Source organism: Aestuariibius insulae, from assembly GCF_040783535.2.
GTDB lineage: Bacteria > Pseudomonadota > Alphaproteobacteria > Rhodobacterales > Rhodobacteraceae > Aestuariibius > Aestuariibius insulae.
In genome coordinates, this window is the sequence record NZ_JBFONW020000005.1 from 328,362 (window position 1) to 354,574 (window position 26,213).

Sequence of the window (26,213 nt, forward strand, 5' to 3'; positions counted from 1 at the left end):
TTCCGTATCAGGAGCAAGAGGGGAAGTGAAATGGTGGAAAACCTGAAGACCGGGCTGGAGGGCAAGGCGGTTCTGATCACGGGCGCGAGCCGCGGGATCGGTGCGGCGGCGGCGCGGGCTTTTGCGGAGGCGGGCGCGCGGGTGGCCTTGCTGGCGCGCAGCAGGTCCGAGATCGGGGAGATTGCCGGTGAAATCGGCGAGGCGGCCATTGCGATCCCCTGCGATGTCAGCCGCTACTGGGAAGTCGAGGCGGCGGTGGCGCAGACAGTGGAGACCTTCGGATCGCTTGACGTGCTGATCGGCAATGCGGGCGTGATCGAGCCGATCGCTCATCTGGCCGAGGCCGATCCGGAGGAGTGGGGGCGGGTGATCGACATCAACCTCAAGGGCGTCTTTCACGGGATGCGCGCGGCGATGCCGGTGATGCTGGGTCAGGGCGGCGGGACGATCCTGACGGTATCCTCTGGCGCGGCGCATGGGCCGGTCGAGGCGTGGTCGCATTACTGCGCGTCCAAGGCGGGGGCGGCGATGCTGACCCGCTGCGCCGACAAGGAGGGCCGGGACGGTGGGGTCCGGGCGATGGGCCTGTCGCCGGGGACGGTCGCGACCGAGATGCAGCGCGAGATCAAGGCGAGCGGGATCAACCCGGTGAGCCAGCTCGACTGGTCGGATCACATCCCGGCGGAGTGGCCGGCCAAGGCGCTGGTCTGGATGTGTTCGGCCGATGCGGACGGGTATGTGGGCGAGGAGATCTCGCTCAGGGACGAAGGGGTCCGGGCGCGGATCGGTCTGGTGTGATCCGTGTCGAGCGCGAGGGGGCGCTGGTCCGGATCGTGCTGGATCGACCGGACAAGGCGAATGCGCTGACCAGCGACATGCTGCGCGAGGTTGCGGAAGCGGTGCGAGGGGCCAGAGACGCGCGGGCGCTGATCCTCACAGGCGAGGGGCGGGTCTTTTCCGCCGGGGCGGATCTGGACGAGGTGAAGACCGGGCTTGCGACGGATCCGGCCTGGGAAGAGGCCTCGGGCGCCATTGCTGCATTTGGCGGGCTGAGCGTGGCGGCGGTGAATGGGACGCTCGCAGGCGGAGCGTTTGGGATGGCGGTGGCCTGCGATATCCGGATCGCGGTGCCCGGCGCGCGGTTTTTCTATCCGGTGATGCGGATGGGCGTTTTGCCGCAGCCGTCGGATCCCGGGCGGCTGGTGCGGTTGGTCGGACCGGCGCGGGCGGCGCTGATTTTGATGGCAGCGCAGAAAATTGAGGCCGAGGAGGCACTGCGGTTCGGGTTGATCGACCGGATCGAGGAGGATGTCGTGGAGGCCGCGCGCGGGCTATGCGCGGCGGCCTTGGCGGCGGAGCCTGAGCGGATCGCCGCGATCGGGCGGATGATCCGGAACGCCTAGAGCAAAGCGACCACGAGAAGGGCCAGCGTGCTGGGCAGGATCGTCAGGAGCGCGCAAGTCAGCTCGCAAGCGAGGCAAACGGCGCCGTTATCGGAGGGGAATAGAGGTCTCATGTCCCTCTAACTGACTGTTAAAGCTGAAATTAAGGTTAATGCTGGAGTGGTATCAGCGTTTTCTTTGCGGGCCGACGGATTTCGAATGAAAGGTCGGCGGGCGCTTGGCGATCCAGGTGGCGAATTTGGCCAGCCGGGGATGGGCGCGCAGCTTTTCGGGGGTGTCGTAGTCGCGGGCAAGCTCGGCTTCGGTCAGGGTCTTGTGGATCTCCACATGGCAGATGTGGTGCATGCGCACGACGGGGCCGCCCTTGCCTCCTTTCAGTTTGGGGATCAGGTGGTGGAGCGAGGAGCGCGCCTCGGGCGGGATCGGGCGGAGGCAAAGAGGGCAGATCGGATCGTCGGTCATGACAGGCAGAGCTACGGCGCGGCAGGCAGGAGGCAAGAGGTGAGGCAGATCGAGGCGCTTGTGATCGGAGCGGGACCGGCGGGGCTTGCGGCCGCGGACGTGCTGTCGGGCGCTGGCCACCCTGTGGTGATCTGCGACCGGATGCCGTCGCCTGCGCGCAAGTTCCTGATGGCGGGCAAGTCAGGGCTGAACCTGACTTGGGACGGCACGGTCGAGAACCATGTGGCGGCCAGCGGTGAGGCGTTGCGCCCGATGCTGGAGGCGTTCGGGGCCGAGGATGTCGTGCGCTGGGCCGAGGGGCTGGGGCAGCCGATGTTCACCGGGTCGACGGGACGGGTGTTCCCGGTGGCGATGAAAGCCTCGCCGCTGTTGCGCGCCTGGCTGGCGCGGCTCGAGGCGCGGGGCGTGACGCTGGAGCGGCGATGGAGGTGGACAGGGTTCGAGGGCGCGGCGTCGGTGTTCGAGACGCCGGGCGGCGCGGTTCAGGTGGAGGCAAAGGTCACGGTGCTGGCGATGGGCGGGGCGAGCTGGGCGCGGCTGGGATCCGACGGCGCCTGGGCGCAGGCCTTGCGCAATGTCGCGCCGTTTCAGCCCGCGAATATGGGGTTCCGCGTGGATTGGTCGCCGCATATGGCGCGGGTCTTTGGCCAGCCGGTGAAAGGCGTGGCCTGGCGCGCAGAGGATCAGGTGTCGCGCGGAGAGGTGATCGTGTCGAAGACCGGCCTCGAAGGCGGCGGGATTTATGCGTTGAGCCGCGCCTTGCGGGATGGTGCGGCGCTGCATGTGGATCTCAAACCCGATTGGCCGGAGGGAGAGGTCGCGCGGCGGCTGGTGCGGCGCGGCAAGGAGACCTGGTCTGCGGTGCTGCGCAAAGGGCTGCGGCTGGATCCGGTGAAGGCGGCCTTGATGCGGGAATTCGGCGGGCCGCCCGAAGGGTGGAGCGCGGCACTGGTGAAGGATCTGCCGGTGCGGTTGGCGGGGCCTGCGCCGCTAGACGAGGCGATCTCGGTCGCGGGCGGCCTGCGGTTCGAGGTGCTGGACGACCGGCTGATGCTGACGGCGCGTCCGGGTGTCTTTTGCGCAGGCGAGATGCTGGACTGGGAGGCGCCGACGGGAGGCTATCTGCTGACCGGCTGTCTGGCGACGGGCCGCTGGGCCGGGACGGGCGCGGCGGAGTGGCTTAAGGCGCGGTCTGGGACGTCTTGAAGGCCGGGCGAGCGCGGCAGCGGTCGTTATAGGCGGCCAAGACCGGATCGTCCCAGTCGAACCGCGCCATTTTTGCCCAGCCGAGGCAGTGACTTGCGACGATATCGGCGATGGTGAAGGTCTCCCCGCAAAGATAGGGGCCGTCTCCGACGCGCTCGGACAAGCGCGCGAGGCTGGTCGGCCATTCGGCGCGCAGGCTGTCCTTGATCTGGGGCACACGCAGATCCTCCGGCAGGGCGAAGGTGTGACGGGCGGCGGTCCAGAGGAGGCTTTCGACCTCGTCGAGGACGAAGAGCATATGGGCGTCCTGCTGTGCCCGCTCGGTCGTGCCGGGCGGATGGGTCAGAGCGCCATGCCGGTCGGCGAGGAAGCTGAGGATGGCGGTGGAGTCGGTGAGGGTCGTCTCGTCCACCTGAAGGACGGGGATCTTGCCGGACGGGGTCAGGGCCTGGATCTCCTTGGCGCGGGGGCCGCAGGGGATATGGTCGAACGGCTGATCCAGCTCGTTCAGGCACCAGATGACGCGCATCGCCCTGCTCTTGGCGGTGCCGTAGAGGGTGTAGGTCATCGCTTTGGCTCCTGTCCGGTTCGGCGCGAGCCTGCGCGACAGCATCGGGATCCGCAAGGGACAGCGCGGGAACCTTAGCCGATGATCGGCCACACCATCGGCAGGGCGCGGGCGCGGATGCCGGGGTCGATCAGCATCTTGTAGTGCTTCATCGGGTGCTGGAAGGCGTAGCCGCCCGAGAGGTTCAGCCGCTGGGCCTGATGCAGATGCCGGAAGCGCCCGGGCGGCAGGTCCGTCACCCAGTCGCGGCTGTCGCAAACGGTCAGGCATTTGCCCTCGTTCGGGACGGGCACCGCGCTGCGCAGGGGCCGGGGCGCGGCGAAGGCGACGGCGGGGATGTTCCAGCTCATCGATAGGATCTGGGCGGATGCGCCGCCGAGCGAATGGCCGATGATGAAGTCGGGTTGCTGGCCGTCGAATTTGTCGTAGATCGATTTGGCATGGGCCAGAAATCCCTGATGCCAGATTGCCCCGCTTGCCCCCGGCGCGGTTCCCGGGATCTGCACCCGAAGCTGGCGGTGAAAGAGCCGCATCATCCGCAGATTGTACTTGAGGTAATCGGCAACGGAGTTGCTGCCCGGGATCAGCAGGACATTGTCGTCCGTCAGGTAGGCCTGCACGTCGTCCCTGTCATGCGTGACCTTGATCCGCCCTCGCGTCGCTGCCGCATGTTCGGGATCGTAGGAGGCCGCGGCAAGTTCGGCCGCGGTCTTCAGCGTCATCTTCCTCATGGGTCCACCCTCTCACTCGTTACATGGGTCAGTCTACGCAGGGCGCGGGCGCGCGCCAGTCGGGTATCCCCTACCCGCACGGCGCAGGGCCGGTGGCGCGCGCGCCACAATCGGCAGGAGGCCGCCGGAGGTCGGGCTTTCCATTGCTCGGACAATCCGTCTAGGTAGGGTTGACTGTTTGCTGGAGCCGAGACCGCGATGCCCCATTTTTCCCGCCTGCCCGGTCTGACCGCAACGGCGCTCGCGCTTGTCCTCGGAGCTCCGGCCATGGCGCAGGAGCAGGTTCCGACCTACACGCTTTACGGCACGCCGGGCCTGATCGAGATGCCGACGGCGCAAAGCGCACCGGACGGAGAGATCGGCCTGACCTATGGCGCGGTGCTGGACCAGCGGCGCACGACCTTCACATTCCAGGTGACGCCGCGCATCTCGGGCAGCTTCCGCTATTCGCGGATCGACGAGTTCTTCGGCCCCGGGGAAGACGAAACCTATGACCGCAGCTTCGATCTGAGGGTTCGGGTTCTGGACGAGAGCCGCTATCTGCCTGCCGTCGCGGTGGGGTTGCAGGATTTTCTGGGCACCGGCCTGCTTAGCGGCGAATACGTGGTCGCGACCAAGACCTTCGGCGGCCGCGTGGCCGTCACCGGCGGTCTGGGCTGGGGGCGTCTGGGCTCGCAGGGCGGGTTCGAGAACCCGCTGGGCGCGATCGACGAGCGGTTCGAAGTGCGGCCCGAGATCGATTTCGGCGAAGGCGGGACGGTCAACGATGATGTGCTTTTTCGCGGGGATGCCGCGCCGTTTGGCGGGGTGTCGGTCAAGCTAACTGATACGCTGACCTTCAAGGCTGAGTATTCCAGCGATGCCTATGCCCGCGAGGATGCGCTGGGCACGTTCGAGCCGTCCTCTCCGGTCAATTTCGGGTTGACCTACCGGCCCCGCAAGGAATTCGAGCTGGGCGTGTCGTACCTTTACGGTGAAGAGCTGGGGATCAGCGGAACGCTTATCCTCGACCCCAAAAGCCGCGAGACCGTGGGCGGGCAGGATATTGCGCCGCTTCCGGTTCTGGTGCGCACGCAGGATGTGCTGGCCTCCGAAAGCTGGGAAGATCCCTCGACCGCCGCCGGACGCGAGACGATCACAGGCGAGATCGGTCAGGCCATGAAGGGCGAGGGCATGACGCTGGTCTCGCTGGTCTTCGGCGACCGGCAGGTGCGCGTGCGCTATGTCAACGACGATTTCCGGTCCTATCCGCAAGGCATGGGCCGCATCGCGCGGATCCTGACCCACGGTTTGCCGCCGGAATACGAGCTCTTCATCCTCGAGCCGGTCGAGAAAGGCCTGCCCGTCTCCTCGGTGCAGATCCGGCGCAGCGATATGGAGCGGCTGGAGAACCGGCCTGGTGCAACGCAGCTCTCCTACGACCGGTCGGTGATCGGGCCCGCTGCTGCCGCGCCTGCTCTGGCGCCGCGCGAGGTCTACGAGATCCCACGCTTTTCCTGGAATATCGCGCCCGATCTTGATCTGAGCGCGTTCGATGCCTCCGAGCCCTTGCGCGCGGGACTCGGTGTCGAGCTGTCCTCCTCCTATGCGATCCGGCCGAACCTGATCGTATCTGGCGCGATCCGCCAATCGCTGGGCGGCAATCTGGAAGAGGGCGATCCTATCCGCGCTTCGGGGCTGGAGCCGGTGCGGACCAATGTCGGTTTCTACAACGAAGTCGACACGGTCACGCTGAAGGATCTGACGCTGGCCTACTATTTCAAGCCGGGCCAGGAGGTCTTTGGCCGCGTAACGGCAGGCTATTTGGAACGGATGTTTGGCGGTGTCTCCTCGGAACTGCTCTGGTCGCCGGTCAACAGCCGCCTTGCCTTGGGCCTCGAGGTGAACGCGGTGCAGCAGCGCGAATTCGAGCAGGGCCTCGGCTTTCAGGATTACGATGTCGTGACAGGCCATGTGAGCGCCTATTACGACTTCGACAATGGCTTCATGGGACAGGTCGATATGGGCCGCTATCTGGCTGGGGATACCGGGGCGACGGTCTCGCTCGACCGGGAATTCGACAACGGGTTCCGGGTCGGGGGCTACTTCACGCTGACCGATGCGACCGAAGAGGATTTCGGTGAAGGCTCCTTCGACAAGGGGATCCGGATCTCGATCCCGGTCGACTGGTTCCTTGGCACACCTTCCCGGCGCACGGTGTCGACGAACCTGAGCTCGCTGACCCGCGATGGCGGTCAGAGGGTGCGCGTGGGCGGGCGGCTATACGATACGGTCAAAGGCGGGCAGAACCCCGACCTGTCAGAGGATTGGGGGCGGTTTTGGCGCTAGGATTTGCACGCTCTGTCGCGGCCGGTCTGGCCGCGCTGACCCTGTCGGGATGCAGCACGAACGACCGCCCGCTCTTCGTCGATGTCGGAACGACGCTGTTTCAGGGGCTGACAGGTCAAAATCAGGCCGTCGATCTGCGTGCTGGTCTGACGCGCGAGGCCCTGAAGCCTGTCGAAGGCACGGCGATTGTCGTCTATATCGAAGAGCGGGGCGTCTCGGCCCTGATGGGAGAGCTGATCGCGACGCCGAATGGGCGGACTTTCGTGACCAGCGACGGGATCAGCCTAACCTTCGAGACGGGCTTCCTGAAATCCACGCGCGGTCTGGGCGGCGATCTGATGGGCGCCGAGACGCTGGCCGTACGGCAAGCGCTGGGCACGACGGGACAGGCGGTGCGGGTGCATGACTATCTGACAGGCGAGGACGGGATCGAGCAGCGGCGCTTTACTTGCACGCTAAGCACGCCGGTGCGCGAGCCCATCGTGATCTACGAGATCCAGTACCAGACAGCGCGGATCACCGAGAGCTGTTCGGACGAGCGCGACAGTTTTACCAATGATTACTGGATCGATGCCCAGGGCGTTGTGCGCAAGTCGCGCCAATGGCTCAGCCCATCGGTCGGCTATCTCGAGATCGAGCGGATCTGAGCGGGCAAAATCTTCTAGAAGATTTTGGTCTTCAGAATTTTCTAGAAAATTCTGCCCCCTTGGCCAGCGGTCGCGTAGGGCGGCCCGCCCGGTCTCTTATGTGTTTACGCAGCGTTAGGGAATCTGGTTAGGTGTCAGGACGTCCGGAACAGGGCGGCATGAGTTTGATACGTCAAACGCTAGGGAGGACTACCATGAGAACGTTATTTGCCGGGGCGCTTGCCCTGACGGCGCTTGCAGGTATGGCGCAGGCGGAGGGCCACGAGGTTTCGGCCTGTCTGATCACCAAGACCGACACGAACCCCTTTTTCGTCAAGATGCGCGAAGGCGCGCTGGCCAAGGCCGAAGAGCTTGGCGTGGCGCTTAGCACCTATGCGGGCAAGGTCGATGGAGATCACGAGACGCAGGTCGCGGCCATCGAGACTTGTATCGCCAACGGCGCCAAGGGGATCCTGCTGACGGCCTCGGACACCTCATCGATCGTGCCCGCCGTGCAGCAGGCGCGGGATGCGGGGCTGCTGGTGATTGCGCTCGATACGCCGCTCAGCCCGATCGATGCGGCGGATATGACATTTGCGACCGACAACTTTCTTGCCGGAGAGCTGATCGGGCAATGGGCGGCAGCTGCCCTTGGCGACGAGGCGGAGAATGCCAAGATCGCGATGCTCGATCTGGCGGTCAGCCAGCCGACCGTGGGCGTTCTGCGCGATCAAGGCTTCCTGCAGGGCTTTGGCATCGAGTTGGGCGATCCCGACCGGTGGGGCGACGAGGACGATCCACGGATCGTCGGCAATGACGTCACGCAAGGCAACGAAGAAGGCGGACGCCGCGCCATGGAGAACCTGCTCGCGCAGGATCCCGAGATCAACGTCGTCTACACGATCAACGAGCCTGCCGCGGCGGGCGCCTATGAGGCGCTGCGCGCCATCGGGCGAGAGAACGACGTTCTGATCGTCTCGGTCGACGGTGGGTGCCCTGGTGTGCAGAACATCAAAGACGGGGTGATCGGGGCCACGTCGCAGCAATATCCGCTGCTAATGGCCTCCAAAGGGATCGAGGCGATTGCCGCTTGGGCCGCAGACGGCACCAAGCCCGAGGCAACCGACGGCAAGGACTTCTTTGACACCGGCGTGGCGCTTGTCACCGATCAGCCGGTGGATGGGGTCGAGAGCATCGATACCGACGAAGGCATGGAGCTGTGCTGGGGCTAGGTCCGGCGATGGCGGGTTAAGCCCCGTTCTACGGTGGGACCGGTTAAGGCCGGTCCCGCGGTCTGGGAGGGAGAGACGATATGTCGGGGACGGATGATTACGAGGGCGCGGCGTCGGGCGCGTCCAGCGACGTCGCCGCCTTCGACGAGGACGACAAGGGGCTGATCGGCAAGTTCCACCACGCGCTGCATACGACGCCTGCGCTGGTGCCGCTGATCGTTCTGGTCGCGGCGATCATCGTCTTCGGTCTGCTTCTGGGCAGCCGGTTCTTCTCTCCTTTCGCGCTGACGCTGATCCTGCAACAGGTGCAGATCGTGGGGATCGTGGCGGCGGCGCAAAGCCTTGTGATCCTGACCGCCGGAATCGATCTGAGCGTGGGGGCCATCGCGGTCATCAGTTCGGTCGTGATGGGGCAGTTCACGTTCCGCTACGGGCTGCCGCCAAGCGTCGCTGTCGCCTGCGGGCTAATGGCGGGAACGGCCATCGGATATCTCAACGGCTGGCTTGTCGCAGTAATGAAGCTGCCGCCGTTTATCGTGACTTTGGGCATGTGGCAGATCGTCTTGGCGGCGAACTTCCTTTATTCCGCGAACGAGACAATCCGCAGTCAGGAGATCGCCGCCGAAGCGCCGCTGCTGCAGCTTCTGGGCGCGAAGTTCAGCGTCGGCGGGGCGGTCTTTACCTTCGGCGTGGTCTTTCTGGTGCTGCTGGTGCTGGTCTTGGCCTACGTCCTTAAACACACGGCCTGGGGGCGTCATGTCTATGCCGTCGGCGACGATCCCGAGGCGGCGGAGCTGTCGGGCGTGAACGTCAAGGCTACGCTGATCTCCGTCTATGCTCTGGCCGGGCTGATCTGCGCCTTCGCCGGATGGGCGTTGATCGGGCGGATCGGGTCGGTCTCTCCCACATCGGGGCAGCTTTTGAACATCGAGAGCATCACGGCGGTGGTGATCGGGGGGATTTCGCTTTTCGGCGGGCGCGGATCGATCTTGGGGACGTTCTTCGGGGCGCTGATCGTGGGTGTCTTCACACTAGGGCTGCGCCTTCTGGGAGCGGATGCGCAGTGGACGTTCCTTCTGATCGGGGTGCTGATCATCGCGGCGGTCGCGGTCGATCAATGGATCAGGAAGGTGGCGGCATGACCCCGGTTCTGGAGGGCAAGGGCCTTGTGAAGCGCTACGGGCGCGTGACAGCGCTGGATCATTGCGATTTCGAGCTGATGCCGGGAGAGATCCTGGCGGTGATCGGAGACAATGGCGCGGGCAAGTCGACGCTGATCAAGGCGGTGTCGGGCGCGGTGACGCCCGATGCAGGAACGGTCAGGCTGGAGGGGGAAGAGATCCGGTTCACCTCTCCAATCGACGCGCGCGAGGCGGGGATCGAGACGGTCTATCAGACGCTTGCCATGTCGCCTGCTTTGTCGATTGCCGACAACATGTTCATGGGGCGCGAGCTGCGCAAGCCGGGATTTCGCGGCAAGTGGCTGCGGCAGCTTGACCGCAAGAAGATGGAGGAGATGGCCCGCCAAAAATTGAGCGATCTGGGTCTGATGACGATCCAGAACATCAATCAGGCGGTCGAGACGCTGTCAGGCGGGCAACGGCAGGGCGTGGCTGTCGCCCGGGCGGCGGCCTTCGGATCAAAGGTGATTATCCTCGACGAGCCGACGGCGGCGCTTGGCGTCAAGGAAAGCCGCCGGGTGCTGGAGCTGATCCAGGACGTGAAGTCGCGCGGCATCCCGATCATCCTGATCTCGCATAATATGCCGCATGTCTTCGAGGTCGCTGACCGGATCCATGTGCACCGGTTGGGCAAGCGCCTGACCGTGATCGATCCGAAGGATTACACGATGTCGGATGCGGTCGCTTTCATGACCGGCGCCAAGGAACCGCCGGTCGCAGCCTAGCCCAATGCCTTAACGGGGAGAGCGCTTCGCCAGGATGCGTTGCAGCGTACGGCGGTGCATGTTGAGACGCCGCGCGGTTTCCGAGACGTTGCGGTCGCACAGCTCGTAGACCCGTTGGATATGCTCCCAGCGCACGCGGTCGGCGCTCATCGGGTTTTCCGGCGGCGGCGGAAGTTCTCCCTGCGGAGCGAGCAGCGCGTTGACCACATCATTGGCATCGGCGGGTTTCGAGAGGTAGTCGGTTGCGCCCATCTTGACAGCGGCCACGGCGGTCGTGATCGCGCCATAGCCCGTCAAAACGACGATCCGGCTATCCGGGCGGCGTTCGCGCAGGGTCTCGACCACGTCGAGACCATTGCCGTCGGTCAGGCGCAGGTCGATCACGGCATAGGCCGGAGGACGCGCGGTCGAAATGGCCCGGCCCGCCGCGACGCTTTCAGCGGTTTCGACATCGAAGCCGCGCTTTTCCATCGCCTTCGCAAGGCGTCTCACAAAGGGCTCGTCGTCATCCACCAGCAGGAGCGACTTGTCTTCACCGATCTCTGCAAGCTCGGGCATGGGGCCATCCTCATCAAAACTTTCGTTCAGACAAAGGAATTTAGGGCCCGATCCGGGTTCGTCCAATGGGTGCGACTAGATATGGCAGGCGATCTGGTCGGCCATCGCCTCGGGTCCGACATCGTTGCGGAAGAAGTCGATGAAGCCGGTTTCATCCACCAGATAGCTGAACGTCATGTGGTTCATGAGGTAGTAATCTGGCTCGTCATCGGCGCGGCTGTAGACCACGCGGTAGGCCTTGGCCGCCGCATCGACCTGATCGATAGAGCCGGTGAGACCGATCATATCGTCGTGGAAGTTGTCGGTGAAATCGGCGACGACTTCGGGTGTGTCCCGTTCGGGATCGATGGTGATGAAGACGGGGCGGACGGCCTCGCCTCGCTCTTCCAGGATCTCGACGGCTTGAGCGTTGCGCATCGTGTCGATAGGGCAGACATCGGGACAGGCGGTGTAGCCGAAATAGATCAGGGTCGGGCCGTCGATGACGTCGGCCTCTGTCACCGTCTGACCGGTCTCGTCGACCAGCGTGAAAGGCCCGCCGATATCGCCGCCCGCGATCTGTCCGCCGCTGCAGCCATCGGGGGCGCGGGTCAGGCTGAAGACGACCGTTCCGGCCACGAAGGTCGTCGCGACACCGGCGGCGAGGATTGCGAAGGTCTTGGTCTGCACGGGGCGGGCGCTCCTTGCTGTCGCATTGCGGGAGATCGGTGCTACCTTTAGGGACAAGGTCGCCGATCTGAGTTGTCCGGTAGATAGGAAGTTTGTGCAATGACGTCTACGCTCGACCTCGCGCACGGGCGGGTGCCCGCGAACTGGATCCGTCTGCACACGCTCGTTATTCTGCGCTGGTTCGCCATTGTGGGACAAAGCGCCGCAATCATCGTGGCCTGGCGGTTCTACGATCTGCAGATCCCGTTGGGCTGGTGCGTTCTGGCCGTCGGCATCGCGATCATCGGCAACCTCATCGCGATCTTCGTCTATCCCGAGAACAAGCGCCTGAACGGCAGCGAAGCGGTGATGATGCTGCTTTTCGACATCGCGCAGCTGACGCTGCTGCTGTTCCTGACCGGCGGTCTGCATAATCCGTTTGCCGTCCTGATGCTGGCGCCTGTGACGATTGCGGCGACATTCCTGCGGCTGAGGCAGACGGTTTTGCTGGGGCTGGTCGCCATCGGCCTGCTGACGCTGGTCGCGGGGATCAATGTGCCGATCCGGACCGCGTCGGGCGAGGCGCTGGAGATTCCGACGCTGTTCATCTTCGGCTTCTGGCTGGCGCTGGTGATCGGGGTGGTGTTCCTCGGGGTTTATGCGCACCGGATCATTTCTGAGATGCGCAATATGTCGGACGCGCTGACCGCGACGCAGCTGGCGCTGGCGCGCGAGCAGAAGCTGACCGACCTGGGCGGCGTGATCGCGGCGGCGGCGCACGAGCTGGGCACGCCTTTAGCGACGATCAAGCTGGTGAGCTCGGAGCTGATCGAGGAGCTCAAAGAGAGCGACGATCTGCGCGAGGATGCCGAATTGATCCGCGAGCAAGCGGACCGCTGCCGGGACATTCTGCGGTCGATGGGACGGGCCGGAAAGGACGATCTGCACATGCGCCGAGCCCCGCTCGAGACGGTGCTGAAGGAAGCGGCGGAGCCTCACATGGATCGCGGCAAGACGGTGCGGATCACGTCACGTTCGGAAAATGGCGGCTTGCGGCACCCTACGGTCGAACGGCGGCCCGAGATCATTCACGGGCTGAGAAACCTGATCCAGAACGCGGTCGATTTCGCGGACAAGGCGGTGGAGGTCGATATCCGCTGGACCGCGGGGACGATTGCCCTTCGCATTGCCGATGACGGACGGGGCTTTCCGCCCCATGTGATCGGACGGATCGGGGACCCCTATGTCGGGCGCAAGCGGGGACTGGCCCGTCCGGGCTATGAGGGGATGGGGCTGGGGCTGTTCATTGCCAAGACGCTACTCGAGCGATCGGGCGCAACGCTGGTCTTCGCCAATGGCGGTGCGGGCGGGCCCGGCGGGATGCGGGGCGCCATCGTCGAGGTCACGTGGCCTCGCCACATGATCGAAAGTTCCGATACCGAGGGCGACGGCGTGCTCGGCGAGAACCGCCTGATTATCGCGTGACGCATCTTTGGCGGATGCATTAACCACCCCTTAACCTTCCAAAGCGACTTTCGGTTGAGTCGGCGAAAAATTGCCGAGATGATCGAGGACGAACGGATGGCAGCTCTTACGCCCTTTGCCATAGCGATAGCCGTATGCACCGCGCTTCTATCCGCGGCGCTTATCCTTCTGGGATTGAAACTTCTGAGCCGCCGGGACCACGCCCGGCTGGCGCAGTTTCAGGCGCCGCCTGCTGAACGGGTGATCTTTCTCTTCAACGAGATGACATTGGTTGATGCCACGCCGCCGGCCAAAACATTGCTGGGATCCTCGGACCGGGACTGCCCCGATCTGGACCGCTTCGTGCATCTGGCGAGCCCCCGGTTCCCCGAGCTTGGCGCGCGCCTCAAGGAGCTTGGCCCGGCGCAGCGGATCGAAATGGACTGCGCGGAGGCGGGCCCGTGCGGAGGCTTGATCGCGGAACGGTCTGGCACGCTCACGCGGATCGAAATCCTGCAGAATGACGGCGAGCAGACGCTGCGCTCGTTCAAGGATGCGGCCACCGCGCGGGAGATCGAGACGCTGCGGGCCATTGCCGAAGATGCGCCGCAGCTGATCTGGCGGCAGGACCGGACAGGATCCATTCGCTGGACGAACGCCGCCTATCTCGCCCTTGCCGATCAGATCGCGGATGTGTCCGGCGCCTGGCCGCCCCCGGTTCTTTTTGACCAGCTTGCCCCGGTCAGTTCAGGCAAGACGCCAGCCCAGCGGCGCGTTTCCCTGAGGATAGAGCCGGAGGGAGAGCCGCTCTGGTTCGATGTCGTGGCGCTTGATCGGGGGGAAGAGACACTCTTTATCGCCGAAGATGCCGGTCCGCTGGTCAAAGCCGAGACGGCCCAGCGGAATTTCGTCCAGACGCTGGCCAAGACCTTTGCCAATCTTCCCACCGGTCTCGCGATATTTGACAAGGACCGAAATCTCGTTCTTTTCAATCCGGCGCTGCACGATCTGACCGGGCTGCCGATCGACTTTCTGACCGCCCATCCCAGCCTGCGCTCTTTCCTGGATCGGCTGCGAGATGCGCGGATGCTGCCTGAACCCAAGAATTACGGCACCTGGCGTGATGCTTTCACCTCGATGGAAAGCGCTGCCGTCTCGGGCACCTATGGCGAGGTCTGGACATTGCCTAACGGACAGACCTACCGCGTCACCGGCCGGCCCCATCCCGATGGCGCCGTCGCCTTCCTGATCGAGGATATCAGCGCCGAGATCTCGCTGACCCGGCGGTTCCGGTCGCAGATCGATCTGGGGCAAGCGGTCATCGATGCGCAAAGCGAGGCGCTTTGCGTTTTCTCGGTCACCGGGCGGTTGACGCTGTCGAATGCCGCCTTCACGAAGCTGTTCGGCATTGACGAGGAATACCTGACGGAGCCGACCGTGATCGACGTGACCCGGACGATGCAGGAGCTGGCCCTGCCGACCCCGGCCTGGGGCGATCTACGCGACTTCATCGACATCCATTCCGACCGCAGTGAATGGAGCGCGCCGATCCAGATGCTGGACGGCCGGTCGATGGAGCTGACCTGCACACCGCTGGGCGGAGGCGATACGCTGTGCAGCTTTGCCCGCCGTCTCTCTCCGGTGCTGGAGACGTCGGAGACGCCTGCTCTCGCCGCTCCGGACGAACCGCTCGAAGTGGCACCCGACGTTCCAGCCGAGGCGCGCGCAAACGCCTGATTGGATCTTGCGGGCCGGACTGTCGGGCTTATGCTGACCCCATGTCTTGGTGTTCGGCCCCTCTCTATCTACCCGATGATGCGGCGACAGACGATCTGGCCCGCTCTGTCGCGCCGCATCTCGCGGCGGGCGATACACTTTGCCTCGAGGGGCCGCTTGGGGCGGGAAAGACGCATTTTGCCCGCGGGGTGATCCGCGCGCGACTTGGGACCGACGAGGATATCCCCTCGCCGACCTTCACGCTGGTCCAGACCTATGGAGAGACCCCGCCCCGGATCTGGCATTGCGATCTTTACCGGCTGTCGGACACGTCCGAGCTTTATGAGCTGGGGCTGGACGAGGCGATGGAGGACGAGATCTGCCTGATCGAATGGCCCGACCGGCTGGGCAAGGCGCGTCCGGCCGATGCGCTGACGCTCGATCTGGCCCCTGAGGCGGACGGACGGCGCGCGATCTTCAAAGCGCCCGGCGGAACCTGGAAGGAGCGGCTGGCCGATGCCCTTGGATAACGATGCCCGCCGCGCGGCCTTTCTGGAAGAGGCCGGCTGGGCCGGGGCCCGACTGAGCCACCTTGCGGGCGATGCGTCCGGGCGGTTCTACTCGCGCGTGGCGCAAGGTTCGGGCGAGACGCGGATCCTGATGGATGTGGCAGGCGTGCCTCCGCAATCGACGACCAGCTTCATCGCGGTGGCGGATTATCTTCGGGAGAACGGCCTGTTCCCGCCCGAGATCTACCGGTTGGATCTGGACGCCGGGCTGCTGCTGATCGAGGATTTCGGCGATGACCTTTTTGCGCGCCGGATTGCCGCGCGTCCGGAGGATGAGACCGAGCTTTACGATCTGGCGATCGATGTTCTGGAGCATCTGCAAGGCTGCTCGCGCATGCCGGGTCTCGCCTGCTTTGATCCTGCCGAGGCGGCGTCGATCTGTGATGTCGCCTTCGACTGGGCCTCCGAGCAGCGCGATCCTGCGCTGAAGGCAAATGCTCTGGCCGCGCTCGAGCGGCTATTGGCGGAGTATGCTCCTGGGGCGACCGCGACGGCCCTGCGGGATTTTCATGTCGAGAACCTTGTCTACCGCGACGGGCGGGAGGGTCTTGCCCGGATCGGGCTGCTTGATTTTCAGGATGCCGTGATTGCCCATCCCCTTTACGATTTTGTGTCGCTGATCACCGATATTCGCCGCGATATCGGCAAGGAGACCCTTACCCATGCCTGTCGCCGAATGGCCAAGACGATGCGGCAGGATGAACAAGACTTCTTCGCCACGATTTCCGTCCTGTCGTTGCAGCGCAATCTTCGCATTCTCGGTGTCTTTAACCGCCTCGCGAAACGGGACGGACGCGATGCCTATCTGCGGTTCGTCTCGCGTGTGCAGGCGCGGCTGCAGGATGCTTTGGGTCACCCGGCGCTGGCCGAGATCCGGCCGCTGATCCATCGCGCCCTCCCTCAACTGGACGGATATTCCGGATGACGCGCCCCACCTCTGCCATGCTTTTTGCCGCCGGGTTCGGCACCCGGATGGGCGCGCTGACGCAGGTGCAGCCCAAGCCGATGATCGAGGTGGCGGGCCTGCCGCTGATCGACCACGCACTGGGCCCGATCCGCACGGCTGGGATCGCCAATATCGTCGCCAATCTGCATTACCGGCCCGAGCGGCTGAGACCTTACCTGGAAGAGCGCGGCGTCGTGACGATCACCGAGGCGCCCGATATCCTTGAGACGGGTGGCGGGCTGCGAAATGCGCTGCCCGAGCTGGGCCCGGATCCGGTGCTGACGATGAATTCCGATGCCGTCTGGCACGGGCCGAACCCGGTCGAGGCGCTTTGCGCCGCCTGGGATCCGGGACGGATGGATGCGCTGCTTTTGCTGGTGCCGCAAGCGCGCGCGCATGGGCACCGGGGCGCTGGCAGCTTTGCGCTTGATGCAGACGGGCGGATCTCTGAGCACCCCGATCTGATCTATACCGGCGTGCAGATCATCCGCACGGACGGTCTGGCTGCGATCGAGGCGTCCGCCTTTTCGATCTGGGAGATCTGGCGCCCGATGATCGCGGCAGGGCGCATGTTTGGTCATGTCTATGACGGCCATTGGTGCGATGTCGGCCATCCGGACGGGATCGCGGTTGCCGAGGCGATGCTGGCCTTGTCGTGACGGTCCCCGGTTCCGCCGCTCGGCTTTTTGCGCTGCCGCCGGGGGTGGATTTTCCGGCCGAGCTTGTTGCCGGGCTAAGGCAGAGATGGCCAGAGCCGCTGGATCTGGCGCGGGCAGAGCTGTTCGTGAACACGCGGCGGATGCAGCGGCGCATCCGCGAGGTTTTTGACGCGGGGCCAGCGGCGCTCTTGCCGCAGATCCGGCTGGTGACGGATCTCGGCTCTGATCCCGCGCTGGTCCCGGACGCGCCGCCGGTCAGCGGGATGCGGCGGCGGCTCGAGGTGGCGCAGCTGATCGCACGGCTGATCGAGGCGGAGCCGGATCTGGCGGGACGGCACAAGATCTTTGATCTCGCGGACAGCCTTGTCGCCTTGATCGACGAGATGCAGGGCGAGGGCGTGGAGCCGGAGGCGATCCGGCGCCTTGATGTGCCCGATGTCTCGGATCACTGGATCCGGGCGCTCAAATTCGTGGAGATCGCCGAGAGCTATCTGGCGCAAAGCCGCGAGACGCCCGATCCCGAGGCGCGGCTGAGGCGCGCGACCGAGATCCTCATCGCGCGCTGGCACAAGGCCCCGCCGGAACATCCGGTGCTGATCGCAGGCTCGACCGGATCGCGCGGGACAACGGCGCTTCTGATGGAGGCGGTGGCACGTCTGCCGCAAGGGGCGGTGATCCTGCCGGGCTTCGACTTTGATCTGCCGGAGCCGGTCTGGGCGACGCTCGAGGCGGCGCTCTCCTCGGAAGATCATCCGCAATACCGGTTCCGCAAGCTGATGGCGGCGCTGGATCTGGCGCCGGGGCAGGTGCTGCGCTGGACGGAGACCGCCGCGCCTTCGCCGCAGCGAAACGCGCTGGTATCGCTGTCGCTGCGCCCTGCGCCGGTCACGGATCAATGGATGCGGGACGGGGTCCAGCTGGGCGATCTGCAGGAGGCGGCGTCGGGGATGACCTTGCTCGAGGCGCCAAGCCCCCGGATCGAGGCGGCGGCGATTGCGCTACGCCTGAGGGAGGCAGCGGATCAAGGCGTCCGGGCCGCGCTGATCACACCGGACAGGACGCTGGCGCGACAGGTGACGGCGGCGCTCGACCGGTGGCGGTTGACGCCCGATGACAGCGCGGGGCTGCCGCTTCACCTTAGCCCGCCGGGTCGGTTCCTGCGGCATGTGCTGGCGCTGGGACAGCCTGTGCAGTTCGACGCCTTGCTCGTCTGTCTGAAACATCCGCTGGCCCATAGCAGCGAAGCGGGGCGCGGCGATCACCTGCGCTGGGTGCGCGAGCTTGAGCTTCATGTGCGCAGCGAGGCTCTGGCCTTTCCGGAGGCAGGCAAGCTGCGCGACTGGGCAGAGACAAAGCCGGACGCCACCGAACGGCTGAACTGGGTGAGCTGGATCTGTGATCTGGTCGAAAGCGCGCCGGGGCGGGGCGACAGGGCCCTTGCGACCCATGTCGCGGATCATCTGTCGCTGGCCGAGCGGATGGCGCACGGGCCGGGCGCGGAAGGATCCGGCGCATTGTGGCTCGAGGCGGCGGGCGAGACGGCGAAGGCGGTCTGTGACCAACTGCGCGACGAAGCAGAGCATGGCGGCGCCATGAGCCATTTGGATTACGATGCGCTGTTCGGCTCGATCCTGTCGCGCGAGGATGTGCGGCGCAGTGAGGGCGCGCATCCCTTCATCCGCATTTGGGGCACGCTGGAGGCAAGGGTTCAGGGGGCCGATCTGGTCATCCTCGGCGGGCTCAACGATGGCAGCTGGCCCGAGCGTCCGGCGCCCGATCCCTGGCTCAACCGCGCCTTGCGGCAGGAGGCAGGGCTGCTTTTGCCCGAACGGCGGATCGGTCTCTCTGCGCATGATTATCAGCAGGGGGCCGGGGCGCCGGAGGTCTGGCTGACCCGTTCCGTGCGGCTGGACGATGCGGATGCGGTGCCGTCGCGCTGGCTGAACCGGCTGATGAACCTGATGGAAGGCCTGCCGGATCAGGGCGGTCCCGGCGCGCTGGCCGCGATGCGCGAGCGGGGGGCGGACTATTTGGACTGGGCCAAGGCGCTCGACCCAGTGGAGCCGGTACCGCGCGCGCGCCGTCCCTCTCCCCGCCCGCCGGTGGAGGCGCGGCCGAAACAGCTTTCCGTCACGCGGATCCAGACTCTCATCCGGGACCCCTATGCAATCTATGCCAGCCGGATCCTCGGGGTCTCTCCCCTCGGGCCGCTTCATGCCAGCCCCGATGCGCTGCTGCGCGGGACGGTGATCCACCGGGTTCTGGAGCGCTTTGTCGCGGGCTGGCCTTATGAGGAGGCCGACGCCGAGGCCGCGCTGATGCGGATCGCCGATGAGACCCTCGCGGCCGAGGCCCCCTGGCCCGCGACGCGCGCGATGTGGCGGGCGCGTCTGGCGCGGATCGCGGGATGGATCGTCCGCACCGAGGCGGAGCGTCAGGCTGCCGGGACACCGCACCGGCTTGAGGGAAAAGGCCGGATCGCGCTGCCCGGTCTGGATTTCACTTTGACCGCCCGAGCCGACCGGATCGACCGGCTGGGCGACGGGCGCGTCGCGATCTACGATTACAAGACAGGCACACCGCCGACCGCAAGGCAGCAGAAGGCCTTTGACAAGCAGCTATTGCTCGAGACGGCGATGGTTGAGCGCGGGGCGTTCGAGGATGTCCCGCCGGGCAGTTCGGTCGCTTTCGCGCGGTATATCGGGCTGGCGACGCCGCCCGCGACCGTCGATGCGCCTTTGGACGAGGTGCCGCCCGCTGACGTCTGGGACGGCCTGGTCGCGTTGATGACCCGCTGGGCTGACGAAGCCCAAGGCTACACCGCGCGCCGGGCCATGGAGATGACCGACTATGGCGGCGAGTTCGATCACCTGTCGCGGTTCGGTGAGTGGGACCTGTCGGACCTCTCGGTGCCGGAGCGGGTCGGATGAGCGTTGTCCCGCCCCTCGACGAAGCGACCGAACGCCAGATCCGCGCCGCCGATCCGCGCGCCTCGACCTGGCTGGCGGCCAATGCGGGATCGGGCAAGACGCGGGTTCTGACCGACCGCGTCGCGCGCCTGCTGCTCGACGGGGTAGAGCCGCAGCGGATCCTGTGCCTGACCTATACCAAGGCTGCCGCCAGCGAGATGCAGAACCGTCTTTTCCGCCGTCTGGGCGAGTGGGCGATGCTGCCGCGCCCTGCGCTTGAGGCGAGCCTGCGCCAGCTGGGCGTCACGACCCGGATCGATGCAGACCGGATCGCCGAGGCGCGGCGGCTGTTCGCGCGCGCGATCGAGACGCCGGGCGGCCTGAAGATCCAGACGATCCATTCGTTTTGCGCGGCCCTGCTGCGGCGCTTCCCGCTCGAGGCGGGGGTGAGCCCGGGCTTTGTCGAGATGGACGAGCGGAGCGCGCGGCAACTACGCCTGACCGTCCTCGAACGGCTGGCGGAGGACGCGCCGGAGGTGGTCGGCGCGCTGATGATGCAGGTGACGGGCGGAGATATCGACGATCTGATGCAGCAGATCGTGTCGAAGGCAGAGCTGTTCGAGGATGGCGATGTCGATGCGGCCTTGAGGGGCGCGCTGGGTCTGAGCGGGACGGCCACCTTGCAGGATCTGATCGACGAGGTGGTCGGTGCGGAGGATCTGGCGGAGCTGGGCGCGCTGCGCGATCTCTGCCGGTCCGGGAAATCGACCGATCAAAAGGCGGCGGACAAGCTGGATCCACTTATCGGGAAGACGCGCCTCGAGGCGGCGGACCTCGCGGTGCTGGAGGAGGTTTTCCTGACCGGTGCCAGCGCGAAGGCGCCCTTCTCGGCCAAGATCGGCACGTTCCCGACCAAGGATCTACGGGAGACCGCTCCGGATCTGATGGGCTGGCTCAACCCGCTGATGGAGCGGGTCGAGGCGGGGCGCGAGGCGCGTCTGGCGTTGATGGCCTTTGACCGCAGCCGGGCGCTTCATCGGTTTGCGCGGGATTTCCTGCCGACCTTCGCTGCCGCCAAGGAGCGGCGCGGATGGCTCGACTTCGATGATCTGATCCGCAAGGCGCGGCAGCTTCTGACGGCGCGGGATGTCGCGCAATGGGTGCTCTTCCGGCTCGATGGCGGGATCGACCATATCCTCGTCGACGAGGCGCAGGATACGAGCCCCGCACAATGGGACGTGATCCGCAGCCTCGCGCAGGAATTCACGGCAGGCGAAGGCGCGCGGGTCGATGCGGAGCGGACGATCTTCGTGGTCGGCGATCTGAAGCAATCGATCTACTCGTTTCAGGGGGCCGATCCGGGGGCCTTCGACCGGATGCGCGCCCATTTCGAAGGCGGTCTGAACGATGCGGGAAGGCGGCTCAAGATCAGCTCGCTCGATCATTCCTTCCGCTCTGCCGTGCCGATCCTGCGGCTGGTCGATGAGGTCTTTCGCGGTACGCCTGGGCTGGGCACGGACGTTCTGCACAAAGCATTCAAGGCCGATCTGCCGGGCCGCGTCGATCTGTGGCCGCCGGTGCCTGTCTCCGAGAAAGACGACAAGCCCGACTGGACCGATCCCATCGACTATATCCCGCCCGGCGATCCCAAGGTGCAGCTGGCGCGCACGGTTGCCGCTGAGATCGAGCGGATGATCGCACATGAAACTTTGCCCGAGATGCGGAACGACGAGGTCGTGCGCCGCCCGGTGACGGCAGGCGATATCCTTATCCTCGTGCGCGGGCGGACCGGCGCGCTGTTTTCCGAGCTGATCCAAAGCTGCAAGGCGCGCGGGATCGACGTGGCGGGCGCGGACCGGCTCCGGGTGATCGAGGATCTGGCGGTCAAGGATATCCTTGCGGTGCTGGCGTTTCTGGCCCTGCCCGAGGATGACTATGCCCTGGCCTGCGCGCTGAAATCGCCGCTCTTCGGGTGGAGCGAGGGGCAGCTTTACGATCTCGCGCAGCCTCGACCTGCCGGATCGCCGCTTTGGGCCGCGCTGCGGGCGGCACGGGCCGACCACCCCGAAACGATGGCCATTCTAGACGATCTAAGGAACGAGGCCGACTTTCGCCGCCCCTATGATCTGATCGACCGGCTTCTGACGCGCCATGGCGGTCGCGCGCGGCTTCTGTCGCGGCTTGGGCGCGAGGCGGAGGATGCGATCGACGCGCTGCTCTCGCTCGCGCTGACTTACGAGGCGATGGATGTGCCCAGCCTGACGGGTTTTCTGGGCTGGCTCGACGGGGACGAGATCGAGATCAAGCGCGAGATGGGCGCGCAGGCCGGCAAGCTGCGGGTGATGACGGTGCATGGCGCCAAGGGCCTTGAGGCACCGATTGTGATCCTGCCCGATATGGCGGTGCGAAAGGCGCCCAGCGATCCGGTGCTGTTCGATGCGGACGGCACAGCGCTTTGGGGTATCCGGAAAGCGGACCGGCCTGCCGCGATGAATAGCCTTTCCGATGCGGCGAAAGCCAAGCAGGAGGAAGAGCGCAACCGCCTGCTTTACGTAGCGATGACCCGGGCGGAAAGCTGGCTGATCTGCTGCGCGGCAGGCGAGGTCGAGGCGAAGGATCCCAGCTGGTACGCGCGCCTTGCCGCCGCGATGCCCGCCGCCGGAGCCGTCGAGGCCGCGATGCCCACGGGCGAAGGCCTTCGCCTGAGCCATGCCGACTGGATGGCGGGTCCGCTGGAGCCGCAACCGGCAGCGCGTGCTGAAGGGACTCGCCTTCCGGGCTTCGCAACATGCCCCGCCCCGACCGCGCCGGTGGCGGAGCTCACGCTTTCGCCGTCGGATCTGGGCGGCGCCAAGGCCCTGCCGGGCGCGTTGGGAGAGACCGAGGAAGAGGCGCTGGCCCACGGCAAGCGGGTTCACACTTTGCTTGAAATCCTGCCGGATCTGGATCGCGGCGTATGGCAGAACGCGGCGCGAAACCATCTGACAGGCAAGGGCACGATGGCTGAGATCGACAGGGCCCTGGCAGAGGCTGTGTCGGTTCTCGCGACCCCCACGCTGACCTACATCTTTGCACCCGGTGCGCTGGCCGAGGTGTCCGTCACGGCCCCTCTGGCGGCGCTTGGCGGGCGGCGGATCCATGGCGCCATCGACCGACTGATTGTCGAGGAGACCCGGATCCTCGCCGTGGATTTCAAGACGAACCGCACCGTTCCGGACCGGCCCGAGGCGGTCCCGGACGGTCTGTTGCGCCAGATGGGCGCCTATGCCGCCGCGCTGTCCCTGATCTTTCCCGAGAGACGGATCGAGACCGCAATCCTCTGGACCGCGACAGGCGCATTGATGCCTCTTGCGCACGATCTTGTGTCTGAAGCGCTCAGAACCGCCACACCTGCTTGACCCCACCCGGCCGCGTTCCTACCTTCCGCATCCGAACCCAGTCCTTTGAGGAGAGCCGATATGGCCACCCACGCCGTCACCGATGCAACCTTCGACGCCGAAGTGCGCCAGTCCGACGTTCCCGTCGTCGTCGATTTCTGGGCCGAATGGTGCGGCCCCTGCAAGCAGATCGGCCCCGCTCTGGAGGAGCTGTCCGCCGAGATGGACGGCAAGGTGAAAATCGTGAAGGTCAATGTCGACGAGAACCCGAACTCCCCCGCCCAGCTTGGCGTGCGCGGCATCCCGGCGCTCTTCATGTTCAAGGGCGGCGATGTCGTCTCGAACATGACCGGCGCCAAGCCCAAGGCGCAGCTGCAAAGCTGGATCGAAGAGTCAATCTGAAGCACAAGCTGATTTCTGCAAAAGGCGCTCCTTCCGGGGCGCCTTCTTCATTTCCGCCGTAAGGTGGCCCATATGGAACCGGAAGACGGCAAGGAGGCCTCATGGCGGATAGTGATTTTCCCGGCTGGCATGGCACCACGATCATCGGGGTGCGCAAGGGGGATGAGGTCGTCGTCGCAGGCGACGGACAGGTCAGCCTTGGCCAGACGGTCATCAAGGGGACCGCGCGCAAGGTCCGCAGGCTGTCGCCCGGCGGGCATGACGTCGTGGCCGGCTTTGCAGGCTCGACGGCGGATGCATTTGCCCTGCTCGAGCGGCTGGAGGCCAAGCTGGAGGCGCATCCCGGGCAGCTTCAACGCGCCTCGGTCGAGTTGGCCAAGGACTGGCGCACGGACAAGTACCTGCAAAAACTCGAGGCGATGCTGATCGTCACCGACGGCGATGCGCTGCTGGTCATCACCGGGGCGGGCGATGTTCTGGAGCCCGAGCATGGCATTGCCGCCATCGGATCGGGCGGCAACTTTGCCCTCGCCGCCGCGCGCGGGCTGATCGAAGGGGATCGCTCGGCCGAGGAGGTTGCTCGTCAGGCCATGGCGATCGCCGCCGATATCTGCGTCTACACCAACGGCAACCTGACCGTTGAGAGCATCGCAAAGAGCGGCTCATGATCGAAAAGGACGACCTGCGCGCCGCCGTCGCCGCAGGAGCCATCACCGAGGCGCAGGCCGCCCGAATCCTGACGCTTTCGGCCGAGCGCAAGGGACATCTGAGCGCCGCGCGCCCCGACGAGGAGCCTTTCGAGCTGTTCAAAGGGTTCAACGAGATCTTTATCGTTGTCGGCCTCGTGATCCTCGCCGCAGGCTGGGCGGGCGTGTCCACCGCCGCCGCGCTGACCGGGTTCAACAACGTCTTCGGCCTGATCGTCGCGCGCAGCCTTGTCGCCGCCGGGATCATCTGGGCGCTGTCGGAATATTTCATCCGCCGCCGCCGGATGGTGGCCCCGGCGATCACGCTGACGATCTTCTGGGCGCTCAATACGACGCTGGGCTTTTCGGCCTCCTATGCCGAGCCATTCATGGTCGCGCAGCAGGACTGGTCGAGCACGATCATTCCGCTGGCGCTCGCCTCGGGGGCGCTGCTGCTTTATTGGGTGCGGTTCCGCGTGCCCTTCGCGCTTGCTTTGGTCGCGATCGGGATCTTCATCCTGATCACTGTGTCATTGGCCGTGCAGGCGGGCGATCCGGGAGAGATTTCGGATCTTTTCCTCCTTTCCTCCGAAGGGCCCTTCGCGCTGGCGACGCTGCTCTTCGGGGTCGGTGTTTTCGCGGTCGCCATGTGGTTCGACATGTCCGACCCGCACCGCGTCACCCGGCGGGCCTCGAACGGGTTCTGGCTGCATGTGGTGGCGGCGCCCGCCATCGTGAACACCGTCGCGCTGACGCTCATCACCAGCGAGGCGCCGGGCGCACGGCTCGCTCTGGTGGTCTTCCTTGGAGCGCTCGCTCTCGTGGCCATCGTGATCGACCGCCGCTCCTTCCTGATCGCAGCGGTCGGCTATGTCGTGGCCCTCAGCGCCCAGCTCGAGGAAGGCATGGGCATCGCCACGCTCATCCTGCTGCTCGGGGTGGTGCTGGTCTTGCTGGGAGCCTTCTGGGAGAGGATCCGAGGTGTCCTGATGGGAATGCTGCCGTTCCTGCCAAGGGCAAAGCTGCCGCCGGTGGGGTGAAATGTGAATGATCTAAATAGACTTCAGGTTGCATAAAAATACCAACATCTTTTACTTCGCAAGCAATGACTGGTGCTAACTACAACCGCCGGTCAATTGTTCTTTTGATACTTTAAAAATTTGGCTACTTCATGGCATAGGAATTGCCAACCGATCTTAAAACAAGCCGGATACAGACTAATAGAGTGTAACGACAACCTCAGCATTCTTTGCAAGCTCGATGACTTCCTCGTTTGAAACGGCTTCACCAGAAGTATGCATCTTCCACTGTATATTTCCGTTTTTTGGGTACTGCCTAGAAGCAAGGCGATCCATATTAACTTTTAGAATTTCAGCCTTCCGGATAGCTGACTCTTTGTCCGAAGCCACAACGAAAACCGTAACAATTTTATATGCATAAGCCATCATTCCAATTCGATAGATCGATAATGTCTGCTCTTCATACTCTGTTTCATCAAGTTGAGGGATACCGACGATGATTACAGGCTTTCCAATGCGTAAATTCATCGCCGTCTGATAGTTTGAAGATCCCCATAAAATATTCTGCGAGATCTTCAGTACTGCCTCAAGATCCGCAAGAAAGCTAGCGGCTGCGAGTGACGTTGTCACAGCCAAACTTTTGAATTTTGGCGTCATAATATGTTCGATCCCAAATTTCTAAAGGCGATCTAAGGAGAAGCAAGTCGCTCCATTACTACCCAAATTTTTCCTACATAATAGCCAATCGTAAGACGCCGAGCCCTGACCGGTATGGAAGCTAAGCTAACCTTTTCGATG

24 protein-coding genes are annotated in these 26,213 nt (G+C 65.0%); 18 read left to right on the plus strand and 6 right to left on the minus strand.

Annotated features, from left to right (window positions below; all coding sequences use genetic code 11):
* Positions 1–30: 30 nt before the first annotated feature.
* Together AAD018_RS15500 and AAD018_RS15505 are read left to right on the plus strand one after the other, a co-directional pair.
* Positions 31–798: an SDR family oxidoreductase gene (locus AAD018_RS15500; RefSeq protein WP_367315267.1), complete on the plus strand. Its 768-nt coding sequence runs from the start codon at positions 31–33 to the stop codon at positions 796–798.
* Positions 795–1,403 (plus strand): enoyl-CoA hydratase/isomerase family protein, encoded by a 609-nt coding sequence (locus tag AAD018_RS15505; protein WP_367315266.1) that lies wholly within the window; start codon positions 795–797, stop codon positions 1,401–1,403. The genes AAD018_RS15500 and AAD018_RS15505 overlap by 4 nt, the downstream gene beginning before the upstream one ends.
* Before the next feature lie 165 nt (positions 1,404–1,568).
* On the opposite strand, the gene AAD018_RS15510 is transcribed toward AAD018_RS15505, so the two are convergent.
* Positions 1,569–1,865, minus strand: coding sequence for an HNH endonuclease (locus tag AAD018_RS15510; RefSeq protein ID WP_367315265.1), 297 nt, complete (start codon positions 1,863–1,865; stop codon positions 1,569–1,571).
* A 39-nt stretch (positions 1,866–1,904) separates the two neighbouring features.
* Here AAD018_RS15510 and AAD018_RS15515 point away from each other — a divergent pair, with 39 nt between their 5' ends.
* A complete protein-coding gene (locus AAD018_RS15515; protein WP_367315264.1) occupies positions 1,905–3,071 on the plus strand; it encodes a TIGR03862 family flavoprotein in 1,167 nt (388 codons plus the stop codon).
* On the opposite strand, the gene AAD018_RS15520 is transcribed toward AAD018_RS15515, so the two are convergent.
* Both AAD018_RS15520 and AAD018_RS15525 read right to left on the minus strand, forming a co-directional pair.
* Positions 3,046–3,639, minus strand: coding sequence for a glutathione S-transferase family protein (locus tag AAD018_RS15520; RefSeq protein ID WP_367315263.1), 594 nt, complete (start codon positions 3,637–3,639; stop codon positions 3,046–3,048). The two genes, AAD018_RS15515 and AAD018_RS15520, sit on opposite strands and share 26 nt — an antisense overlap.
* Before the next feature lie 74 nt (positions 3,640–3,713).
* Entirely contained in the window at positions 3,714–4,361 is a 648-nt protein-coding gene (locus AAD018_RS15525) for an alpha/beta hydrolase family protein (protein WP_367315262.1), read from the minus strand.
* A gap of 207 nt (positions 4,362–4,568) precedes the next feature.
* Here AAD018_RS15525 and AAD018_RS15530 point away from each other — a divergent pair, with 207 nt between their 5' ends.
* The 5 genes from AAD018_RS15530 (at position 4,569) to AAD018_RS15550 (ending at position 10,462) form a co-directional block, all read left to right on the plus strand.
* Positions 4,569–6,698, plus strand: coding sequence for a YjbH domain-containing protein (locus AAD018_RS15530; RefSeq protein ID WP_367315261.1), 2,130 nt, complete (start codon positions 4,569–4,571; stop codon positions 6,696–6,698).
* Positions 6,689–7,345, plus strand: coding sequence for a YjbF family lipoprotein (locus AAD018_RS15535; RefSeq protein ID WP_367315260.1), 657 nt, complete (start codon positions 6,689–6,691; stop codon positions 7,343–7,345). Before AAD018_RS15530 ends, AAD018_RS15535 begins: the two co-directional genes overlap by 10 nt.
* 194 nt (positions 7,346–7,539) lie before the next feature.
* Positions 7,540–8,556 carry a sugar ABC transporter substrate-binding protein gene (locus AAD018_RS15540; RefSeq protein WP_367315259.1) on the plus strand — a complete coding sequence of 339 codons (1,017 nt, stop codon included), beginning with the start codon at positions 7,540–7,542 and terminating at the stop codon, positions 8,554–8,556.
* 80 nt (positions 8,557–8,636) lie between these two features.
* A complete protein-coding gene (locus AAD018_RS15545; RefSeq protein ID WP_367315258.1) occupies positions 8,637–9,698 on the plus strand; it encodes an ABC transporter permease in 1,062 nt (353 codons plus the stop codon).
* A complete protein-coding gene (locus AAD018_RS15550; RefSeq protein ID WP_367315257.1) occupies positions 9,695–10,462 on the plus strand; it encodes an ATP-binding cassette domain-containing protein in 768 nt (255 codons plus the stop codon). The genes AAD018_RS15545 and AAD018_RS15550 overlap by 4 nt, the downstream gene beginning before the upstream one ends.
* Positions 10,463–10,471: 9 nt before the next feature.
* Here AAD018_RS15550 and AAD018_RS15555 read toward each other — a convergent pair whose 3' ends face one another.
* Both AAD018_RS15555 and AAD018_RS15560 read right to left on the minus strand, forming a co-directional pair.
* A complete protein-coding gene (locus AAD018_RS15555) occupies positions 10,472–11,020 on the minus strand; it encodes an ActR/PrrA/RegA family redox response regulator transcription factor (RefSeq protein ID WP_367315256.1) in 549 nt (182 codons plus the stop codon).
* Positions 11,021–11,095: 75 nt separating this feature from the next.
* Positions 11,096–11,689, minus strand: a complete 594-nt coding sequence (locus tag AAD018_RS15560) for an SCO family protein (RefSeq protein WP_412005292.1) — start codon at positions 11,687–11,689, stop codon at positions 11,096–11,098.
* 99 nt (positions 11,690–11,788) lie between these two features.
* Between AAD018_RS15560 and regB the strand changes: the two genes are divergently transcribed.
* The 10 genes from regB to AAD018_RS15610 all read left to right on the plus strand — a co-directional run bounded on the left by regB (position 11,789) and on the right by AAD018_RS15610 (position 25,436).
* Entirely contained in the window at positions 11,789–13,153 is a 1,365-nt protein-coding gene (gene regB / locus AAD018_RS15565) for a sensor histidine kinase RegB (protein WP_367315255.1), read from the plus strand.
* 96 nt (positions 13,154–13,249) lie between these two features.
* The gene (locus AAD018_RS15570) at positions 13,250–14,869 is read left to right on the plus strand and encodes a PAS-domain containing protein (protein WP_367315254.1); all 1,620 of its coding nucleotides are present in this window, start codon (positions 13,250–13,252) and stop codon (positions 14,867–14,869) included.
* A gap of 41 nt (positions 14,870–14,910) precedes the next feature.
* Positions 14,911–15,378, plus strand: coding sequence for a tRNA (adenosine(37)-N6)-threonylcarbamoyltransferase complex ATPase subunit type 1 TsaE (gene tsaE, locus AAD018_RS15575; RefSeq protein WP_367315253.1), 468 nt, complete (start codon positions 14,911–14,913; stop codon positions 15,376–15,378).
* Entirely contained in the window at positions 15,365–16,342 is a 978-nt protein-coding gene (locus AAD018_RS15580; RefSeq protein ID WP_367315252.1) for an aminoglycoside phosphotransferase family protein, read from the plus strand. The genes tsaE and AAD018_RS15580 overlap by 14 nt, the downstream gene beginning before the upstream one ends.
* The gene (locus AAD018_RS15585) at positions 16,339–17,022 is read left to right on the plus strand and encodes a nucleotidyltransferase family protein (protein WP_367315251.1); all 684 of its coding nucleotides are present in this window, start codon (positions 16,339–16,341) and stop codon (positions 17,020–17,022) included. The genes AAD018_RS15580 and AAD018_RS15585 overlap by 4 nt, the downstream gene beginning before the upstream one ends.
* Positions 17,019–19,952, plus strand: coding sequence for a double-strand break repair protein AddB (gene addB, locus AAD018_RS15590; protein WP_367315250.1), 2,934 nt, complete (start codon positions 17,019–17,021; stop codon positions 19,950–19,952). The genes AAD018_RS15585 and addB overlap by 4 nt, the downstream gene beginning before the upstream one ends.
* Entirely contained in the window at positions 19,949–23,329 is a 3,381-nt protein-coding gene (addA, locus tag AAD018_RS15595; protein WP_367315249.1) for a double-strand break repair helicase AddA, read from the plus strand. The genes addB and addA overlap by 4 nt, the downstream gene beginning before the upstream one ends.
* A 60-nt stretch (positions 23,330–23,389) precedes the next feature.
* Entirely contained in the window at positions 23,390–23,710 is a 321-nt protein-coding gene (gene trxA, locus AAD018_RS15600) for a thioredoxin (RefSeq protein ID WP_367315248.1), read from the plus strand.
* Positions 23,711–23,811: 101 nt separating this feature from the next.
* Positions 23,812–24,378, plus strand: coding sequence for an ATP-dependent protease subunit HslV (gene hslV, locus AAD018_RS15605; RefSeq protein ID WP_367315247.1), 567 nt, complete (start codon positions 23,812–23,814; stop codon positions 24,376–24,378).
* Entirely contained in the window at positions 24,375–25,436 is a 1,062-nt protein-coding gene (locus tag AAD018_RS15610) for a hypothetical protein (RefSeq protein ID WP_367315246.1), read from the plus strand. Before hslV ends, AAD018_RS15610 begins: the two co-directional genes overlap by 4 nt.
* A 177-nt stretch (positions 25,437–25,613) precedes the next feature.
* Here the strand turns inward: AAD018_RS15610 and AAD018_RS15615 are convergent, their stop codons facing one another.
* Positions 25,614–26,072 carry a hypothetical protein gene (locus AAD018_RS15615; protein ID WP_367315245.1) on the minus strand — a complete coding sequence of 153 codons (459 nt, stop codon included), beginning with the start codon at positions 26,070–26,072 and terminating at the stop codon, positions 25,614–25,616.
* Between the last annotated feature and the right edge of the window lie 141 nt (positions 26,073–26,213).

What these genes read in the sequence shown, in the direction of transcription:
- AAD018_RS15500 (WP_367315267.1), top strand. Translation starts at nt 31, where the DNA reads ATGGTGGAAAACCTGAAGACCGGGCTGGAGGGCAAGGCGGTTCTGATC.
- AAD018_RS15510 (WP_367315265.1), bottom strand. Translation starts at nt 1,865, where the DNA reads ATGACCGACGATCCGATCTGCCCTCTTTGCCTCCGCCCGATCCCGCCC.
- AAD018_RS15520 (WP_367315263.1), bottom strand. Translation starts at nt 3,639, where the DNA reads ATGACCTACACCCTCTACGGCACCGCCAAGAGCAGGGCGATGCGCGTC.
- AAD018_RS15525 (WP_367315262.1), bottom strand. Translation starts at nt 4,361, where the DNA reads ATGACGCTGAAGACCGCGGCCGAACTTGCCGCGGCCTCCTACGATCCC.
- AAD018_RS15530 (WP_367315261.1), top strand. Translation starts at nt 4,569, where the DNA reads ATGCCCCATTTTTCCCGCCTGCCCGGTCTGACCGCAACGGCGCTCGCG.
- AAD018_RS15540 (WP_367315259.1), top strand. Translation starts at nt 7,540, where the DNA reads ATGAGAACGTTATTTGCCGGGGCGCTTGCCCTGACGGCGCTTGCAGGT.
- AAD018_RS15545 (WP_367315258.1), top strand. Translation starts at nt 8,637, where the DNA reads ATGTCGGGGACGGATGATTACGAGGGCGCGGCGTCGGGCGCGTCCAGC.
- AAD018_RS15550 (WP_367315257.1), top strand. Translation starts at nt 9,695, where the DNA reads ATGACCCCGGTTCTGGAGGGCAAGGGCCTTGTGAAGCGCTACGGGCGC.
- AAD018_RS15555 (WP_367315256.1), bottom strand. Translation starts at nt 11,020, where the DNA reads ATGCCCGAGCTTGCAGAGATCGGTGAAGACAAGTCGCTCCTGCTGGTG.
- regB (WP_367315255.1), top strand. Translation starts at nt 11,789, where the DNA reads ATGACGTCTACGCTCGACCTCGCGCACGGGCGGGTGCCCGCGAACTGG.
- AAD018_RS15570 (WP_367315254.1), top strand. Translation starts at nt 13,250, where the DNA reads ATGGCAGCTCTTACGCCCTTTGCCATAGCGATAGCCGTATGCACCGCG.
- tsaE (WP_367315253.1), top strand. Translation starts at nt 14,911, where the DNA reads ATGTCTTGGTGTTCGGCCCCTCTCTATCTACCCGATGATGCGGCGACA.
- AAD018_RS15580 (WP_367315252.1), top strand. Translation starts at nt 15,365, where the DNA reads ATGCCCTTGGATAACGATGCCCGCCGCGCGGCCTTTCTGGAAGAGGCC.
- AAD018_RS15585 (WP_367315251.1), top strand. Translation starts at nt 16,339, where the DNA reads ATGACGCGCCCCACCTCTGCCATGCTTTTTGCCGCCGGGTTCGGCACC.
- addA (WP_367315249.1), top strand. Translation starts at nt 19,949, where the DNA reads ATGAGCGTTGTCCCGCCCCTCGACGAAGCGACCGAACGCCAGATCCGC.
- trxA (WP_367315248.1), top strand. Translation starts at nt 23,390, where the DNA reads ATGGCCACCCACGCCGTCACCGATGCAACCTTCGACGCCGAAGTGCGC.
- hslV (WP_367315247.1), top strand. Translation starts at nt 23,812, where the DNA reads ATGGCGGATAGTGATTTTCCCGGCTGGCATGGCACCACGATCATCGGG.
- AAD018_RS15610 (WP_367315246.1), top strand. Translation starts at nt 24,375, where the DNA reads ATGATCGAAAAGGACGACCTGCGCGCCGCCGTCGCCGCAGGAGCCATC.
- AAD018_RS15615 (WP_367315245.1), bottom strand. Translation starts at nt 26,072, where the DNA reads ATGACGCCAAAATTCAAAAGTTTGGCTGTGACAACGTCACTCGCAGCC.